This is a genomic window from Streptomyces venezuelae (assembly GCF_008642295.1).
Classification (GTDB): Bacteria; Actinomycetota; Actinomycetes; order Streptomycetales; family Streptomycetaceae; genus Streptomyces; species Streptomyces venezuelae_C.
In genome coordinates this window covers 2,599,834-2,615,305 of sequence record NZ_CP029190.1, presented here as the reverse complement: position 1 = coordinate 2,615,305, position 15,472 = coordinate 2,599,834, and the positions used below count along the sequence as shown (strand labels likewise).

Below are 15,472 nucleotides of genomic sequence, written 5' to 3'. Positions count from 1 at the left end.
CGCCGGGTACCGCTGTCTTCCGGGCCGGCCCGCATCACACCGCCGCCCGCGACCGGAGCCGGGGAGGACGCGGGCCGGACCTGGTGGGGATCTCCCGCAGGGTCCGGACACCGCCGTCGCCGGCGTACCCGCAGAGCCCTCGGCGCGCCGGGTCATATCAGGGGTGCCCGGCCCGGCATGTCGCCGCCCGGCCAGTCCGCGAACTCCCGCCCGCCGTAGAGCAGGGGCGTCCCGGATTCCTGGGCCACCTCGACGAGCGTGCCCAGGACGAGGGTGTGGGAGCCGATCTCCAGCATCCCGGCCACCTCGCACTCGGCGGTCACGAACGCGTCCTCGACCAGCCACGGCAGACCGAGCCCGGGGGAGGGGCGCCAGTCCACCTCGGCGAACCGGTCGATGTTCGGGGTGGCGAACACCCCGGCCGCCCGGCGGCCCCCGGTGTGCAGCAGGTTCACGGCGAAGGAGCCGTGCTCGCGCAGGGCCTGCAGGGTCTCCCCGGCCGTGGTGAGGCAGACCGACACGGTCGGCGGTTCGGCGGTCACGCTCGCCAGGGACGAGGCCGTCAGCCCGCGCGGTATGCCCTCCCGGTCGTATGTGGTGATCACGGAGACGCCGGAGGGGAAGGCGCTCATCATCGAGCGGAACAGGGCGAGCGGGACTGGTCGGGTCGGGGTCAGGGTGGTCATGGTGACGGGCCTTTCGGGACGTGGGCCGGCTCCTGCCGGATGGTGGGCTCCTGGGTTGGGGCCGGGGCCCGCGCGGCCGGTGGTCGCGCGGCTCCCCCTCGGCCCGGGCGCTCAGAACGGCGGCCCCGCCGGCGAACGGGCCTGCGCGGTCCGGCCCGGCAGCGCCTGCTCCGTGGAGAGCACCCGTACCGGCTCCGCGGGCCGCCGGCCCGGCACCGGCCGGGTCCGGGCGATCAGGTCCGGGCCGCTGTGCAGCGTGGTCAGTACCGAACGGGCCCCGAGCACCGCCACCGCCCCGGCGTACTCCCCGCCCAGGGCGAGGTCGGCCAGCGCCGGCACCGGGCGTCCGGCGGCCTCCGGGCCGTGCCAGCGCACCAGGGCCGGCGGCTCGTCGGACCCGGAAAGCGTGAAGTCGGTCATCGGGGTGTTGAGCCCCTCGCCGGTCGCCTTCAGGACGGCTTCCTTGCGCGTCCAGTAGGTCAGTCCGGCCCGTGCCCGCTCCCGCTCGGGCAGCCGCTCGACGGCTGCCCGCTCGGCTGGTGTCAGCACCAGGTCGTACTCGGGTGGTAGTCCTGGGCCGCCCCAGTGCTCGAAGCGTTCGACATCGACTCCCAGCGGTCTGCCGCGGGCGATGGCCACCGCCACGATGTCCCCGGAGTGCGTGATGGACAGCTCCCACCCCGCCCCGGCCCCGACCGCCTGCGGCTTGCCGTGGGCCCCGCCGCATCCGGGGCACCGGGTACGGAAGCCGATCGCCTCCGGGCCGGTGCCCACCAGGCTGGCGAGGGCCGTCTTGGCCAGGGTCCGGCCGGTGACGAACCGGGCGAGGTCGAGCTCGTGGGCGAAGGACGCGGCGCGGGTGAGCTCCGCGCTGTCGAGGAGCCCGTACCAGGACTGCGGGCTGGACAGCGGGCGCAGGGACCAGATGTGGCACTCGGCGATGGCCTGCGGTGTGTCGGCGGCACCTTCTGCGGGAGCCAGCAAGGTGCCGGCTGCGTGGATGGGCGTCATTCCGGGTTTCACCTCCCGTACTGCTGCGGCAGTGCATCTGCCGCTGCCACAAGTCTTCGACTCGGCGGGGGTGACCGGGTAGCAGGAAATCCTCCGTCCCAGGGTGGGTTATCCCTCCCTCGATATCGCCGTTATCGCCGTTATCGAAGGCCGGTGCCGAAGCGATAACAGCCCGAAAGAGCGCCTCCGTAATTTTCTCGGCAGAAGGAAGAAGCCGCAGGTCAGAGACCACAGCGGCACACCGAGAAGGAGACGGACATGCTGAACGCCACCGTGAAGAACACCGCCAAGACCCTCACCGTCGCGCTGGCCGCGGGCGCCGCGATATTCGCCTCCTCCGGCTCGACCACCACCGAGGCGAACCAGGCTCCGTGGCCGGTGGCGCCGAAGTCCTCCGCCGGCGGCGAGGTCATCCTGGCCAACCTGGCTCCGTGGCCGGTCGCGCCGAAGCCCGCCGGTCCCTCCGCCTGACGCACCGTTCCACCACCCGCCGCCGGAATGTTCGAGGACTCGTCTCCGTTCCGGTTCAGGCAGCCCGTCGACCTCCCGAACGGGCACCCCCGAAGGTGACTTCCCGCCCCTGTTCCGGACCGGAACTTCCCTGCTGGTGACCTACATTGGGAGCCGCCGAACAACAGGGATCAATGGACGGGGGGCGAGGTGGGGGCACAGCTCAGCTTCAAGGTCTTGGGACCACTGGAAGTGACCGCGGGAGACCAGGACATATCGCTCGGTGGAGCACGCCAGCGCACCATCCTCGCGCTGCTGTTGCTCACTCCCGGCCGCGTCGTCTCCGTGGACACCATGGTCGAGACGGTCTGGAACATGAACCCGCCGACCACGGCACGGACCCAGGTCGCCATCTGCGTCGCGGCCCTTCGCAAAATCTTCAAAGCCGCGGGCGTCGCGGACGATGTCATCGTCACCGCCCATCCGGGCTATCTCCTCAAAACCGAGGGCCACCGCATCGATTCCCTGGAATTCGCCGGGCTCGTCCAGTCCGCCGAACAGCACACCAGGGACGGCCGGCTCCAGGAAGCGGCACACCACTACGCCCAGGCGCTCGCACTCTGGCGCGGCTCCGCTTTCGCCGGCGTGGGCGGACAGGTCATCGACGACGAGACCGACCGGCTGGAAGAGCACCGGCTCAACGCCTACGACGACTCCACCCTCGTCCACCTCGAGCTCGGCCAGCACCAGGAACTCATCCCCGAACTGGCCGCGATGGTCCGCGAACACCCCCTCCGCGAGCGCATCCGGCACCACCTGATGCTCGCCCAGTACCGGTCGGGCCGCCGCGCCGACGCCATGGAGTCCTTCCGTGACGCACGCCGGCACCTGATCGACGAACTCGGTATCGAGCCGGGCCCCGACCTCCAGGAACTGCACGACGCCATCCTGCGCGACGACCCCTCGCTCGCGGCGGTGGTGCAGGCCCCGGCCGAACGCCCCGCCGCCCCCGTGTACGCCGTCCCCTCCGAACTGCCGCCCGACATCCCCGGGTTCACCGGCCGCGAGACCGAACTGGCCGCGCTGGACAGCCTCGTTGCGGGCGGCAGCGATGACCGCAGCTCCACCATCGGACTGATCACCGGTGCCGCGGGCATCGGCAAGAGCGGCCTGGTGACCCGCTGGTCGTTCCGGGTCGCCGAGAACTTCCCGGACGGCCAGCTCTTCGTCGACCTGCGCGGATACGACGAGCAGCACGACCCCACCAAGACCCACGAGGTGCTCAGCCGCTTCCTGCGCTCCCTCGGCGTGCCCGCGGAGCAGGTCCCGACCGAGCTGGACGACCGGATCTCGCTCTACCGCAGCCTGCTCGCCGACCGGCGGGTGCTGATCGTCCTGGACAACGCGCGCAGCTACTCCCAGATCCGCCCGCTGCTGCCCGGCAGTGGGCGCTGCTGCGTCGTGGTCACCAGCCGCGACCAGATGGAGCAGCTGGTGGCCTGGCCGTCCCAGGCGCGCGTGCACCTGGGGGTGCTGTCCGAGGAGGAGGCCGTCCAGCTGCTCACGACCATCGTCGGCGAGCGCAGGATCGGCCCGGCCCGCACCGACGCCGTCCGGCTGGCCGAACTGTGTGAGCGGCTGCCGCTCGCCCTGCGGATCGCCGCGGCCCGGCTGGCCTCCAAGCCGCACTGGCCGGTGAAGTTCCTGGTCTCGCGGCTCAGCGACGAGCGCCGCCGGCTGGACGAGCTCAGCCAGGGCGAGTCGCAGATCCGGGCCAGCTTCGCGCTGAGCTACCGGTACCTGCCGCAGGAGTCCGCCCGGCTGTTCCGGCGGCTCGGGCTGCTCGACGTACCCGATTTCACCGCCTGGGTCGCCGCCGCCCTGCTCAACAACGAGGTCCTGGACGCCGAGCGGCTCCTCGAACACCTGGTGGACGCGCAGTTCCTCGAGGTGGTCACCATGGATGCCACCGGCCAGCTGCGCTACCGGTTCAACGGTCTGCTGCGGCTGTACGCGGCCGAACGCGCCCAGGAGGAGGAGCCGGAACACGACCGGACGGCGGCCTGCGTCCGGGTCCTGCGCACCTTCCTGACGATCGCCGAGGAGGCGTACCGGCACGAGGACCCCAACGCCCTGGACCTGCCGGCTCAGTTCCAGCGCCGGCGGCTCAACTCCGACCTGATGGAGGAGCTGCTCGCCGCGCACCTGGAGTGGTTCGAGGCCGAACGGCCGGCCGTGGTGGGCTCCGTCCGGCAGGCGGCCCGGATGGGGCTGTCGGACCTCGCCTGGGGACTGACCGCCGTGTCCGCCCCGTTCTTCGCCATGCGCAACTACCGGAGTGAGTACCGCACCTGCTGCACGGTTGCGCTGGAGGCCGCCCACGCCATCGGAGACCTGGTCGGCCAGGGCGCGATGCACTACAACCTCGGCACCCTGGAGATGATGGGCAGCATGGACGCCGCCGCCCCGCACTTCACGGCGGCGCTCCGGTACTACACGGAGGCCGACGACCCGAACGGCCGGGCGATGAGCCTGCGCTGCCTGGCCATGGTCGACCGCAACCGGGGGGACCTGGACCTCGCCATGACCCGCTACCTCGAGGCCCTGTCGCTCTTCCGGGAGCTCGGGGACCGGCTGGGCGAGGGGCACACCCTGCACAACATGGCCGACATCGAGGTCGACCGAGGGCGGCTGGACCAGGCGATGGAGTACGCAGAGGGCGCGGTCCGGATCGAGGAGAGCAGCACGACGGAGGTCACCCGCAACCTGGCTCAGGCCCTGCACCGGCTGGGCCGGGTGCAGCTGGCGCTGGAACAGCTGCCGGAGGCCGAGCAGTCCTTCCTGCGGACCGTGCGGATCGTGAAGGAGAAGTCCGACATGATCGGACTGGCCTATGCCCTGCTCGGTCTGGGTGAGACCCGGCTGGCCACGGGCGCCCTGGAACCGGCGGAGTCCACCCTCGCGGACGCCTGGGAGATCGCCGAGGAGAACAAGGGCCCGCTGGTGGCCGGCCGGATCGGGCTGGCGCTCGCCGAGGTGTGGCAGCGCCGCGGCGAACCGGTGAAGGCCCGCGGCCATCTGCTCACCGCCAAGGAGCGGTTCACCGCGGTCGGCGCCTCGGCGTGGCTGGAGCGGACCGAGGAGGCGCTCGGGGCGCTCGTCGACTGAACCGGGGACGCATCACGAAAGGTGCCCCCGGCCTGGGGATCCAGGCCGGGGGCACCTTTCGTCGTACAGGGGGGAGCGGGCTCAGCCGAAGAGCTCCGCCAGCGCCTCCATGTCGATCGGGACCGGCGGCAGCCGGAAGCCCGCCGGGGGCTCGGCGCCCAGCAGGTTGCGGACCAGGAAGTCCCAGCGGCGCTGGGTCACATAGTGCTCGTAGCCGAAGTAGATGTGGTCGGCGTCCGGCACGATCACCAGGTCGAAGTCCTTGCCGTGCTGCACCAGCCGCTCCGCGAGCCGGAGCGTCAGCTGCGGGGAGACCCGGTCGTCCAGGCCGCCGTGGATCAGCAGGAGCTTGCCGGCCAGGCGGTCCGCGAGCTCCGCGTTCGAGGTGGCCGTGTAGTCCGCCTCGCCGACCGGGCCGTGGTAGCCCTCGCCGAGGCCCGGCTCCAGCAGCCGGAAGTCGTGCATGCCGGACTCGGCGACTCCGGCCTTGAACAGCTCCGGGTACCGGAGCATCGCCCGGACCGCCGCGTAGCCGCCGGAGGACATACCGGTGACGCCCACCCGGTCCAGGTCCATCCAGGGCCGGGTCTCCGCCAGTTCGCGGATCGCCGCCACATGGTCCGGCAGGCCCGTGGCGTCGCCCAGGTTGCCGTACGAGGCGTCGTGGAACGCCTTGCTCCGGCCCGGCGAGCCCTGGCCGTCCACCGCGATCACGACGAAGCCCAGCGCGGCCAGCACCTCGGCGTCGTAGCCGTAGTAGCCCGGGTCGAAGGAGGGGCTCACCCGGGTCGCGGTCGGGAGGCCGTACGGGGTGTCGATGACCGGGTAGCGGCGCGCGGGGTCGAAGCCGTGCGGCTTGTAGAGCAGGCCGTGGATGTCGATGGTGCCGTCGGCCGAGGTGACCGTGAAGGGTTCGGGCGCGGTCCAGCCGGTCGCCTTCAGCCCGGTGATGTCGGCGCGCTCCAGCTCCACCAGGACCTCGCCCGACCAGTCCCGGACGGTGATCACCGGCGGGGTGTCGGAGGCCGAGGCCGAGTCCACGAAGCAGCCGGCGTCCGGTGCGACGGTGACCGCGTGGTCGAGATCGTCCTCGGTCAGCCGGGTGAAGCCGGTGCCGTCCAGGTTGGCCCGGCACACCGTGCGGCGGTACGGGTTCTCCTCCACCAGCCCGGAGGCGGTGAAGTACACGACCCGCTGCTCCTCGTCCACGCGCAGGATCTCCTGCACGCCCCAGGGGCCGGAGGTGATCTGCGCGAGCGGCTCCGCGGAGTCCGTCCCGTACAGGTAGAGGTGGCCCCAGCCGTCGCGCTGCGAGTACCAGATCACCTCGTTGCCGCCGGTCAGGACCCGGACCAGGGGCTGCTGGAGCTGCTGCTGCGCCGGCTCCACCCGGGTCTCGCCGGTCTCGGTGACCAGGGTGCGGACCTCGCCGGAGACCGGGTCGAGGCGGTGCAGGGCCAGGGTCCGGGCGTCGCGGGTCCGGGAGAGGTAGTAGACGGCCGAGCCGTCCTCCGCCCACCAGGCCCACTTCTGGAAGACCGGCGACATCATCGACATCGCGACCGGCTCGGCCTGCGCGACCGTGGAGGTGCCCGAGGCGATGTCGAACACGACGAACTCGGCGACCGGTATGTGCTCGTCCCCGGGGACCGCGAAGCGCGGGGAGAGCAGGCCGGGCGCGCTGCCGTCGGCGGGCGCCGCCTGCACCAGGTGGGTGCGCCGGACGCCGGCCTGGCCGGTGCGGTGGGTCAGCACCCGGGCCGAGTCGGGGGACCAGGCCACGGCGGGCGGCAGATGCGGCAGCCCGATCTTCCCCAGCAGGGTGGAGTACATGAGGTAGTCGGGGTTGGCGCCGTAGTCGTGGTCCTCGGTGCCGTCGGAGGTCAGGGCCCAGTCGCGGCTGCCGTCCAGCTCCTGCGCGCGCAGGTCGTGACCGGCCCGGTAGACGGCGTGCTTGCGGTCGGGGGCGGGGACGGCGAGCGGGTTGCCGGGGGCGCCGCCCTCGGCCTTCTCCACCGCGTAGTGGTCCAGGCGGCACCGCCAGTGCGCACCGAAGGCGTCGAACTCGACCGCGTCGGCGACCGGCTGGATGGCCGGGAACGGCAGCGCTGCCGCGTCCACTTCCTGGCCCGAGGCGGCGGCCAGGGCGGCGGCCAGGCGCTCGTGGTCGAAGGCGGGCGCCCTGGTGCCGGTCTCCGGATCGACGAGGACGAACCGCTTTCCCTCGGCCGTGCCGATCGTGTACCAGAAGCGGCTGCCGCCTTCAATCCACCGCGGAGTTACTTTGTCACCGCGGACGAGTTCCTTTCGGTTGTGCCGGAGAAGCCGCTCCGCCGTCTCATAGGCCCGGACGTCGAGTTCGGTCGAGTGCATCGGGTGTGTGCCCTTCCTTCGGAGTGGTTGAACGGATTCCGTCCGTGAATCGGAACGTGCGCGCGCGTGGCGCTGACTTTCGTTACCGGGGCAGCCCCATCATCGCCACCCCGTGCGGTCGTTGACCAGTTCGCGGCAGCCCGTGGCACCGGTTCCCTGTCCTGTCGACAGGACAGGCAAGAGGGCTGCCAAGCAGCCTGACAGGACATATATAGATGCTTCGTAGAACCGAATGTCACATTGGGTTGCGTACGTAAGCGGGCTTATGAACTGAGGTGTTGGCGTGGGTACGCGGAACCCCGAAAATGTCGTGATCGTGGGCGGTGGAGTCGCAGGCTGGATGACCGCTGCCTATCTCAAAGCCGCCTTCTCCGACCGGATTTCCGTCACCCTGATCGAATCGGGATCCGAGGCCGGCGCGGCGGGCCCGCTGTCCGGTGAAGAGACGACCTTCAGCGATATCGGGAGGTTCTTCGATTTCCTGGGCCTGGCCGAAGAGGAGTGGATGCCGGCCTGTAATGCCGCGTACAAACTCGCGGTCCGTGTCCAGGACTGGAACCGTCCGGGGCAGCACTTCTACCACCCGTTCGAGCAGACCCGGTCCGCAGGCGGATTCCCGCTGACCGAATGGTGGCTGCACAACGGGCCGAGCGGGCGCTTCGACCGGGACTGCTTTGTGGTGGCCTCGCTGTGCGACGCGGGCCGCAGCCCCCGGCACCTCGACGGCTCCCCGCCCCCGGGCCTGCGGGGCGAGGCCGTCGGCGGGCAGCTCCCGTACGCCTACCACCTGGACGCGGCCCTGCTCGCCGAGTACCTGCGCGGCCACGCCCTGGGCCGCGGGGTGCGGCACCTGGCCGGTGAGGTCACCGATGTACGGCTGGACGAGCGCGGCTGGATCGGCCATCTGGTCACCCGGGAGCACGGCGAGGTCCACGGCGACCTGTTCGTGGACTGCACCGGCTTCCAGGGCCTGCTGATCAACCGGGCGCTGCGCGTCCCCTTCGTCTCCTACCAGGGCGCACTGCCCAACGACAGCGTGGTCGCACTCCGTGTGCCTGCCGACATGCGGGCCCGCGGGATCGCCCCGTACACCACGGCCACGGCCCGGAGCGCGGGCTGGATCTGGACGATTCCGCTGGTCAGCCGGCTGGGTGTGGGCTACGTCTACGCCCGGGACTACTGCAGCCCCGAGGAGGCCGAGCGCACCCTGCGCGCCGCGGTCGGCCCGGAGGCGGCCGGGGTGGAGGCCGCCCACGGCACCCTGCGGGTCGGCCGCAGCCGGCAGGCGTGGAAGAACAACTGCGTGGCGGTCGGTGCCTCGGCCGGCTTCGTCGAGCCGCTGGCCTGTTCCGAGGCCTCCTTCGTGCACCACGCGGTCGCCGAGCTGGTGCGGAACTTCCCCGGTGCCGGCGGGCCGTCCGAGGGGGCCGCGGCCTTCAACGCCTCGGTGGCCCGGGTGATGGACGATGCCCGGGACTTCCTGGCCCTGCACTACCAGGGGGCCGCGCGGGAGGACTCGCAGTACTGGCGGGACACCAAGACCCAGACCCTGCCGCGGGCGCTCGCCGAGCGCATCGAGCGGTGGCGGGTGCGGATGCCGGACGCGGCCGGGGGCGCGGGCGGGGGTACGGACACGGGCGGGGGCGCGGGCGCGGCCGGCGGGCCCGCGGCCGGGCCCGGGCTGACCCCGGACTCGTACGCCTGCATCCTGCTGGGCACCGGGGCCATGCCGCTGCGGCCCTCGCCGGCCGTGTCCCTGGCCGACGACGAGGCGGCCCGCCGGCAGTTCGCCGAGGTCCGGGACACCGCCCGGGCGCTGGTCGACACGCTGCCGAGCCAGTACGAGTACTTCGCCCAGCTGGGCGTTCCGGCCTGAGCGCTCCCCCTCCGCCCCCTCACCCCCCCCGGGAGGGGGCGGAGGCTCAGTGCCGCAGGGCCGCCGGGCGGTGCAGGGCGGGGTCGGCGCTGAGGATGGCCTGGTGCACCTCGCGCAGCAGCGGCCCCGGCTCGAGGCCGAGATCCGTGGCGAGCCGCCGTCTGCTGCTGTCGTAGAGCGCCAGGGCCTCGGCCTGCCGGTCGCACCGGTAGAGCGCGGTCATCAGCTGGGCGCGGAAACGTTCATGCAGAGGGTGCCGGTCGATCAGCCGGGTCAGCTCCGGCAGCACCTGGAGGTGCATCCCGACCGCGAGGTCCGCCTCGATCCGGCTCGCCAGCGCGGAGATCCGGGCCTCCTCGATCGGCGGGCCCTCGGTGGCGGCCAGCTGCTCCGAGACATTGGCCAGGACCGGCCCGCGCCACAGCGCCAGCGCGGCGCGCAGCAGTCCGGCGGCCTCCGGGTAGCGCCCGGCGATCAGTTCCAGCTGGCCGCGCGTGGCCAGTTTCCGGAACTCCACGAGATCGAAAGAGGCGGCGCCGATCTCCATCAGATATCCGTTCGGACGGCGGCTGATGACCGCCCGCGGACCGAGGGTCCGGCGAATCCGGGAGACATAGGTGTAGATCTGCGCGTGGAGCGTCCGGGGCGGGCGTTCCCCCCACAGAAAGCGGCTCAGTTCCGAATCGGGCAGGAAAGAGCCCTCGGCGATGAGCAGGGCCGCCAGAACCGTTCGCTGCTTGGGCCCGTCCAGCGGAATGTCGACGCCGCCGTCCCGCACTTCCACGGGTCCCAGAATCCCGTACTCCATCGAAATACCCTCGCAGATCCGCATTGACTTCCCATGAGATAAGCCCGGGAATCCGCCGGTGTCCACGCGGCGGTCCGGGACCTCCCGGCGGCGTCTGTCCGGAACTGTCCTGTCGACGGGACGCCGAGTACCGGGCCGTGCGGGCGGAGCCGATATCGCTTGACTCGGATGGCGCGGACACATGAGGGTGTTGGGCGTCGTGAGGGAGCCGATTACCGGACGTGCACGACGACTTCGCGCCAGGGGGGAGCGTAAGGTTCATTCGGACAGCCTTGCTGTCGATCCATCAGATCACGGAATTCGATGACGCCCGTGCGCCGTGGTGAGACCCGCGCCGGTGTGCCGAACCGCCGTCTTCCCGTACAGAAACCTTCGCCGGAGCGAGGAGTAGCCAGCACATGCTGCCGTTGGAAAGCCAGGAACTGGTCCCCGAAACCCCCTACATCTGGCGTGCAAAGCGCCCGGAACCGACCCATCGGCTGATCTGTTTCCCGCATGCGGGCGCCGGTGCGGCTGCCTATGCCGAGTGGGTCGGGCTGCTCCCGCCGGAGATCGAGCTGGTTGCCGTTCAGCTGCCCGGCCGGCAGAACCGTATCGCCGAGGACCCCTTCACCGAGGTCGCTCCGCTCGTTGCGGTGCTCGGCCAGGCGCTGCGCCCGGTGTTCGACGGCCCGTTCTCCTTCTTCGGGCACTCCGGTGGCGCCTCGCTCGCCTATGAGCTCACCAAGGCCCTGCGGGCGCGCGGCAGCCGGGGACCGGAGCAGCTGTTCCTCTCCGCGCAGCCGGCACCGGGGGAGAGCGGCCTGCGGCAGCTGCACGACCTCTCCGACGAGGACCTCGCGGCCGAGATCGTCGCGCTCGGCGGGCTCGACCCCGAGATCGCCGAGGACGAGGACGTCATGGAGTCCCTCCTCTTCACCCTCCGCGCGGACTTCGCCCTCTGGGAGCGGCACGAGTCGGCCTCCGACACCCCGCTGGACATCCCGATCACCGCGCTCACCGGCAAGTCCGACCCGCGCGCGCCCCTGGAACACGTCGAGCGCTGGCGGGACTTCACCACAGCCCCCTTCGAGACGGAGCTCTACCCCGGCGGCCACTTCTACTTCCTGGAAGAGCCCTCCGAGGTGGTCTCGGTCATCAGCCGCAGGATTCTGAACCCCGCAACCTCCGGGAGGACCGCATGACCGCCCCCGACCTGCTCGGCGACGGCGCACTCGACGCCATCACGGTCGCGGCCAAGGAAGTTCCCGGAGTCTTCGACGCGGTCGCCGTCGCCCGCAAGGTGCGGGCCGCCGACCCGGCGGCGGCACAGCCGGCGACGGAGGCCGCGGCTCCGACAACCCCCGCCGCCCCCGCGGCCCCCGCCGCCCCCGCTGCCGCCGAGGTGCCCGTGGCGCCCGCGGCGGACGAGCCGGCCGGCCCGGCCTCCGACCTCTACGGCGGGGACCTCATCGTGCGCCCCGGTACGCCGGCCACCCTGCAGGAGGCCCTGCGCGCGGCGGCCGAGCAGGCCCCGGACAAGGGCACCGTCTACCTCCGGGCCGGCGAGGAGGACGTCTTCCAGACGTACGCCGAGCTGCTCGCCGCGGCCGAGCGGGTGCTCGCCGGCTTCCGTGCCGCGGGCCTGCAGCCGGGCGACGCCGCGCTCTTCGTCTTCGACGACAACCGCGGCTACCTGACCGCGTTCTGGGCCTGTGTGCTCGGCGGCTTCGTGCCGACCCCGGTCGCCGTGGCCACCTCCTACACCTCCGCGAACGAGGTCAACCGCAAGCTGCGGGGCGCCTGGAACCTGCTCGGCCGCCCGGTGCTGGTCACCGACTCGGCCACCGCGGGCGAGCTGGCCGGCGTACGCGAGCTGTGGGGCGAGCCGGACGTCCGCATCCTGACCGTCGAGGAGCTCGCCGCCCACGAGCCCGACCGCGACTGGTTCCCGGCCACCGCCGGATCCCCGGTGCTCAACCTGCTCACCTCGGGCAGCACCGGTGTCCCCAAGTGCGTCCAGCACACCCACGCCAGCGTGGTCGCCCGCGAGCTCGCCGTCATCCAGCACTGCGGCCTGACCGCCGACGACGTCAGCCTCATCTGGATGCCCTTCGACCACGTCACGGTCGCCTACTACAACGTCCGCGACGTGTTCCTCCAGTGCATGCACGTCAACGCGAAGATTCACCACTTCCTCGCCGACCCGATCCAGTGGCTCGACTGGATCGAGCGCTACCGGGCCACCAACGTCTGGGCCCCGAACTTCGCCTTCGCGCTGGTCAACGAGCGCGCCGAGGAGATCGCCGCCGGGTCCTGGGACCTCTCCAGCCTCCGCGAGATCGCCAATGCCGGCGAGCCGGTCGTCGCCGCCACCAGCCACCGCTTCCTGGAGCTGCTGGCCCCGCACGGGCTGCCCGCCGACGCGATGGTGCCCTGCTGGGGCATGTCCGAGACCTGCTCCGGCGTCACCTACACCCGGCAGAGCCGCGAGGACCGCGCCGCCGGCACGGTCGCCATCGACCCCGCCTCGCTCAGCGGCACCATCCGCCACCTCGACCCCGGACACGAGGACGCGGTCGTCCTGTCCCGGGTCGGTCGGCCGATCCCCGGTGTGCGGATCCGCGTGGTCGACGACAAGGGCGCGGTCCTGCCCGAGGGCCGGATGGGCGAGCTCGTCATCACCGGGCCCACGATCATGCGCGGCTACTTCGCCAACGACGAGGCCAACGCCGAGGCCTACGACGCCGAGGGCTGGTTCCACACCGGCGACCTGGCGTTCGTCCGGGACGGCGAGGTCGTCATCGCGGGCCGCAAGAAGGACCAGATCATCGTCCGCGGCATCAACTACATGGCGCACGAGCTGGAGAGCGTCGTCGAGCGGGTGGACGGGGTGCGGGTCACCTTCTCCGCGGCCGTCGGCGTCCGCGAGCCCGGCGCCGGCTCCGACGACCTGGCCGTTTTCTTCGTCCCGGCGGACTGGGACGCGGACGCCCTGGCCCGGACCTCCGAGCAGGTGCGCGCCGTCCTGGTGCGCGAGGCCGGCGTCTCGCCCGACCTGATCGTCCCGGTCACCGAGGAGGAGTTCCCCAAGACCGGCAGCGGCAAGGTCCAGCGGGCCGCCCTGGTCACCGCCCTGCGGGCGGGCGCCTTCGCCGACCGCACGGCCGGCCCCGGCCCGGAGGCCGTGGACGAGGACGAGGGCGAGGACACCTGGCTCTTCGGCCGCCAGTGGGTGCAGCTCCCCGAGCCCGCCGCGGCCCCCGCCGCCGAAGCCGCCGCTCCCGGGGTGACCATCGCGATCGCCGCCGACCAGGACCTGAAGTGGCTCGACCTCCAGGGCACGGTGGTCAGCGTCCGCCGCGGCGTGCAGTACACCGAGGACGGCCCGGACCGCTACCGGCTGCGGACCACCGACCGCACCGAACTGCGGCGCCTGCTCAGCGAGGCCACCGCCCGCCACGGCGAGCTCTCCACCGTGGTCCTCGCCCTGCCGATGCTGGGCCGCACCGGCGGCTCCGCCGCCCGGCTGGCCACCGCCACCGAGGAGTTCACCGCCCTGGTCTCGGTGCTCGCCGACGGCGAGTTCGGCCGCCCGCTGCTGCTCGTCGTCAGCCAGGGCGCCCTCTACGTCCAGCAGGGCGACACCCTCGACCTGGGCGCCGTCCACCTGCCCGGACTCGTCCGGACCGCGATCGCCGAGGCCGCCCCGCTGCCCGTCCGGCAGCTCGACCTCACCCCCTGCCCGATCGACTGGCCCGCCGCCGTGCGCGCCGAGCTCGCCGACCGGACCCGTACCGGGGTGATCGCCTCCCGCGACGGCAAGCGCTGGCAGCCGAAGCTCGTCCCCGTCGCCGAGGACGAGGCCGCGGTCACCGGCACGGGTGCCGCCCGGCAGCCCGTGACCCCGGGCGGGCTGTACCTGGTCACCGGCGGTCTCGGCGGTATCGCCCACGACATCGCCGGCTACCTCCTGGCCGCCTTCGGGATCCGCCTGCTCCTGGTGGGCCGCTCGGCCGCCGAGGGCGACAAGGCCGCCCGGCTCGCCGAACTGTCCGCCTTCGGGCAGGTCGCGTACGAGCAGCTCGACGTCGCCGACGAGGCCGCGCTGGAGGCCGCCATCGCCGCGGCCGAGGCCCGCTGGGGCCGCCCCCTCGACGGGGTGCTGCACCTCGCCGCCGCCGACCCGACCGGACAGTGGTCCGAGCTGGAGAAGCACACCCTCGCGAAGGAGACCCGCGAGACCTTCGACCTGCACTACGGCGCCAAGGTCGCCGGCACCCTGGCCATCGCCAAGGCGCTGGAATCCCGCCCGGACGCCTCCCTGGTGCTCTTCGGCTCCGTCAACGGCGAATTCGGCGGCCATTCGTTCGGCGCCTATTCCGCCGCAAACAGCTTCCTCACCGGATTCGCCGACCACTGGCGCCACGAGCGCGGGCGCACCGTGCACTGCCTGGCGTGGAGCATGTGGACCGGCGTCGGAATGAACAGGTCGCAGTCCGCCGCAGCCGCCGAACACCGCGGATTCCGTTCCATCGACCCGGAGACCGGTCTGCGGCTGTTCCTCAACGGAACGGCAGGCGATCACCACTACCTGGTGGTCGGGCTCGACCTGAAGAACCCGGCCATCGTCGAGGAACTCGTACCGCAGAAACTGCGGGTGAGCGAAATTGTCATCGCCTTCATTTCGGATGCTCCGGAACAGGCTTCCGTACGTGCCGCAATCGCGGAAAATGTGGGAAGCTTGGCCGTGCCGGTACGGGTCGTCGCAGTACCCCGCATCCCCCGGGACGCCTACGGCGCGGTGGACACCGCCCAGCTGCTGCACGACGTCGCACCGGACAAGCCGAGCCGCAACTACACCGAGCCCGCCACCGAGTTGGAGCGCAACCTCGCTCTGATCTGGTCCGACGCCCTCAACCGCCCGGAAGTCGGCAGGGACGATTCCTTCTTCGAACTCGGCGGGAATTCACTGCGGGCCACGCGCCTGCTGGCGCTCGTGGACAACAAGCTCGGATTCCGGGTTTCGACCCAAGAGCTGTACGAGCTGCCGACCGTGGCGGGAATGGCCGCGACCATCGAACGGCACACGACGAACTGACTGACCCTCAGCCGTCTTTA

At 71.9% G+C, this 15,472-nt stretch carries 9 protein-coding genes; 5 read left to right on the top strand and 4 right to left on the bottom strand.

Translation table 11 applies throughout. The annotated features are described in order from the left end of the window. Positions 1 to 152: 152 nt before the first annotated feature. Complete coding sequence (locus DEJ50_RS11265) at positions 153 to 686, bottom strand: flavin reductase family protein (RefSeq protein WP_150207499.1); 534 nt, start codon at positions 684 to 686, stop codon at positions 153 to 155. Between the two features lie 111 nt (positions 687 to 797). After that, positions 798 to 1,697, bottom strand: a complete 900-nt coding sequence (locus DEJ50_RS11260; RefSeq protein ID WP_150207497.1) for a 4'-phosphopantetheinyl transferase family protein — start codon at positions 1,695 to 1,697, stop codon at positions 798 to 800. Positions 1,698 to 1,955: 258 nt separating this feature from the next. Between DEJ50_RS11260 and DEJ50_RS11255 the strand changes: the two genes are divergently transcribed. Further along, entirely contained in the window at positions 1,956 to 2,168 is a 213-nt protein-coding gene (locus DEJ50_RS11255) for a hypothetical protein (protein ID WP_150207495.1), read from the top strand. Positions 2,169 to 2,384: 216 nt separating this feature from the next. Continuing rightward, positions 2,385 to 5,315, top strand: a complete 2,931-nt coding sequence (locus tag DEJ50_RS11250) for an AfsR/SARP family transcriptional regulator (RefSeq protein WP_223837705.1) — start codon at positions 2,385 to 2,387, stop codon at positions 5,313 to 5,315. 81 nt (positions 5,316 to 5,396) lie between these two features. Here DEJ50_RS11250 and DEJ50_RS11245 read toward each other — a convergent pair whose 3' ends face one another. Continuing rightward, positions 5,397 to 7,688: a S9 family peptidase gene (locus DEJ50_RS11245; protein WP_150207492.1), complete on the bottom strand. Its 2,292-nt coding sequence runs from the start codon at positions 7,686 to 7,688 to the stop codon at positions 5,397 to 5,399. Between the two features lie 283 nt (positions 7,689 to 7,971). Here DEJ50_RS11245 and DEJ50_RS11240 point away from each other — a divergent pair, with 283 nt between their 5' ends. Beyond that, positions 7,972 to 9,564, top strand: a complete 1,593-nt coding sequence (locus DEJ50_RS11240) for a tryptophan halogenase family protein (protein WP_150207490.1) — start codon at positions 7,972 to 7,974, stop codon at positions 9,562 to 9,564. 46 nt (positions 9,565 to 9,610) lie between these two features. On the opposite strand, the gene DEJ50_RS11235 is transcribed toward DEJ50_RS11240, so the two are convergent. Continuing rightward, positions 9,611 to 10,372: an AfsR/SARP family transcriptional regulator gene (locus DEJ50_RS11235; protein WP_150207488.1), complete on the bottom strand. Its 762-nt coding sequence runs from the start codon at positions 10,370 to 10,372 to the stop codon at positions 9,611 to 9,613. 398 nt (positions 10,373 to 10,770) lie between these two features. On the opposite strand from DEJ50_RS11235, the gene DEJ50_RS11230 reads away from it, so the two are divergent. Together DEJ50_RS11230 and DEJ50_RS11225 are read left to right on the top strand one after the other, a co-directional pair. Next, positions 10,771 to 11,556 carry a thioesterase II family protein gene (locus tag DEJ50_RS11230; protein WP_223837704.1) on the top strand — a complete coding sequence of 262 codons (786 nt, stop codon included), beginning with the start codon at positions 10,771 to 10,773 and terminating at the stop codon, positions 11,554 to 11,556. Continuing rightward, complete coding sequence (locus tag DEJ50_RS11225; RefSeq protein WP_150207486.1) at positions 11,553 to 15,452, top strand: SDR family NAD(P)-dependent oxidoreductase; 3,900 nt, start codon at positions 11,553 to 11,555, stop codon at positions 15,450 to 15,452. Before DEJ50_RS11230 ends, DEJ50_RS11225 begins: the two co-directional genes overlap by 4 nt. The last annotated feature ends 20 nt before the right edge of the window (positions 15,453 to 15,472 follow it).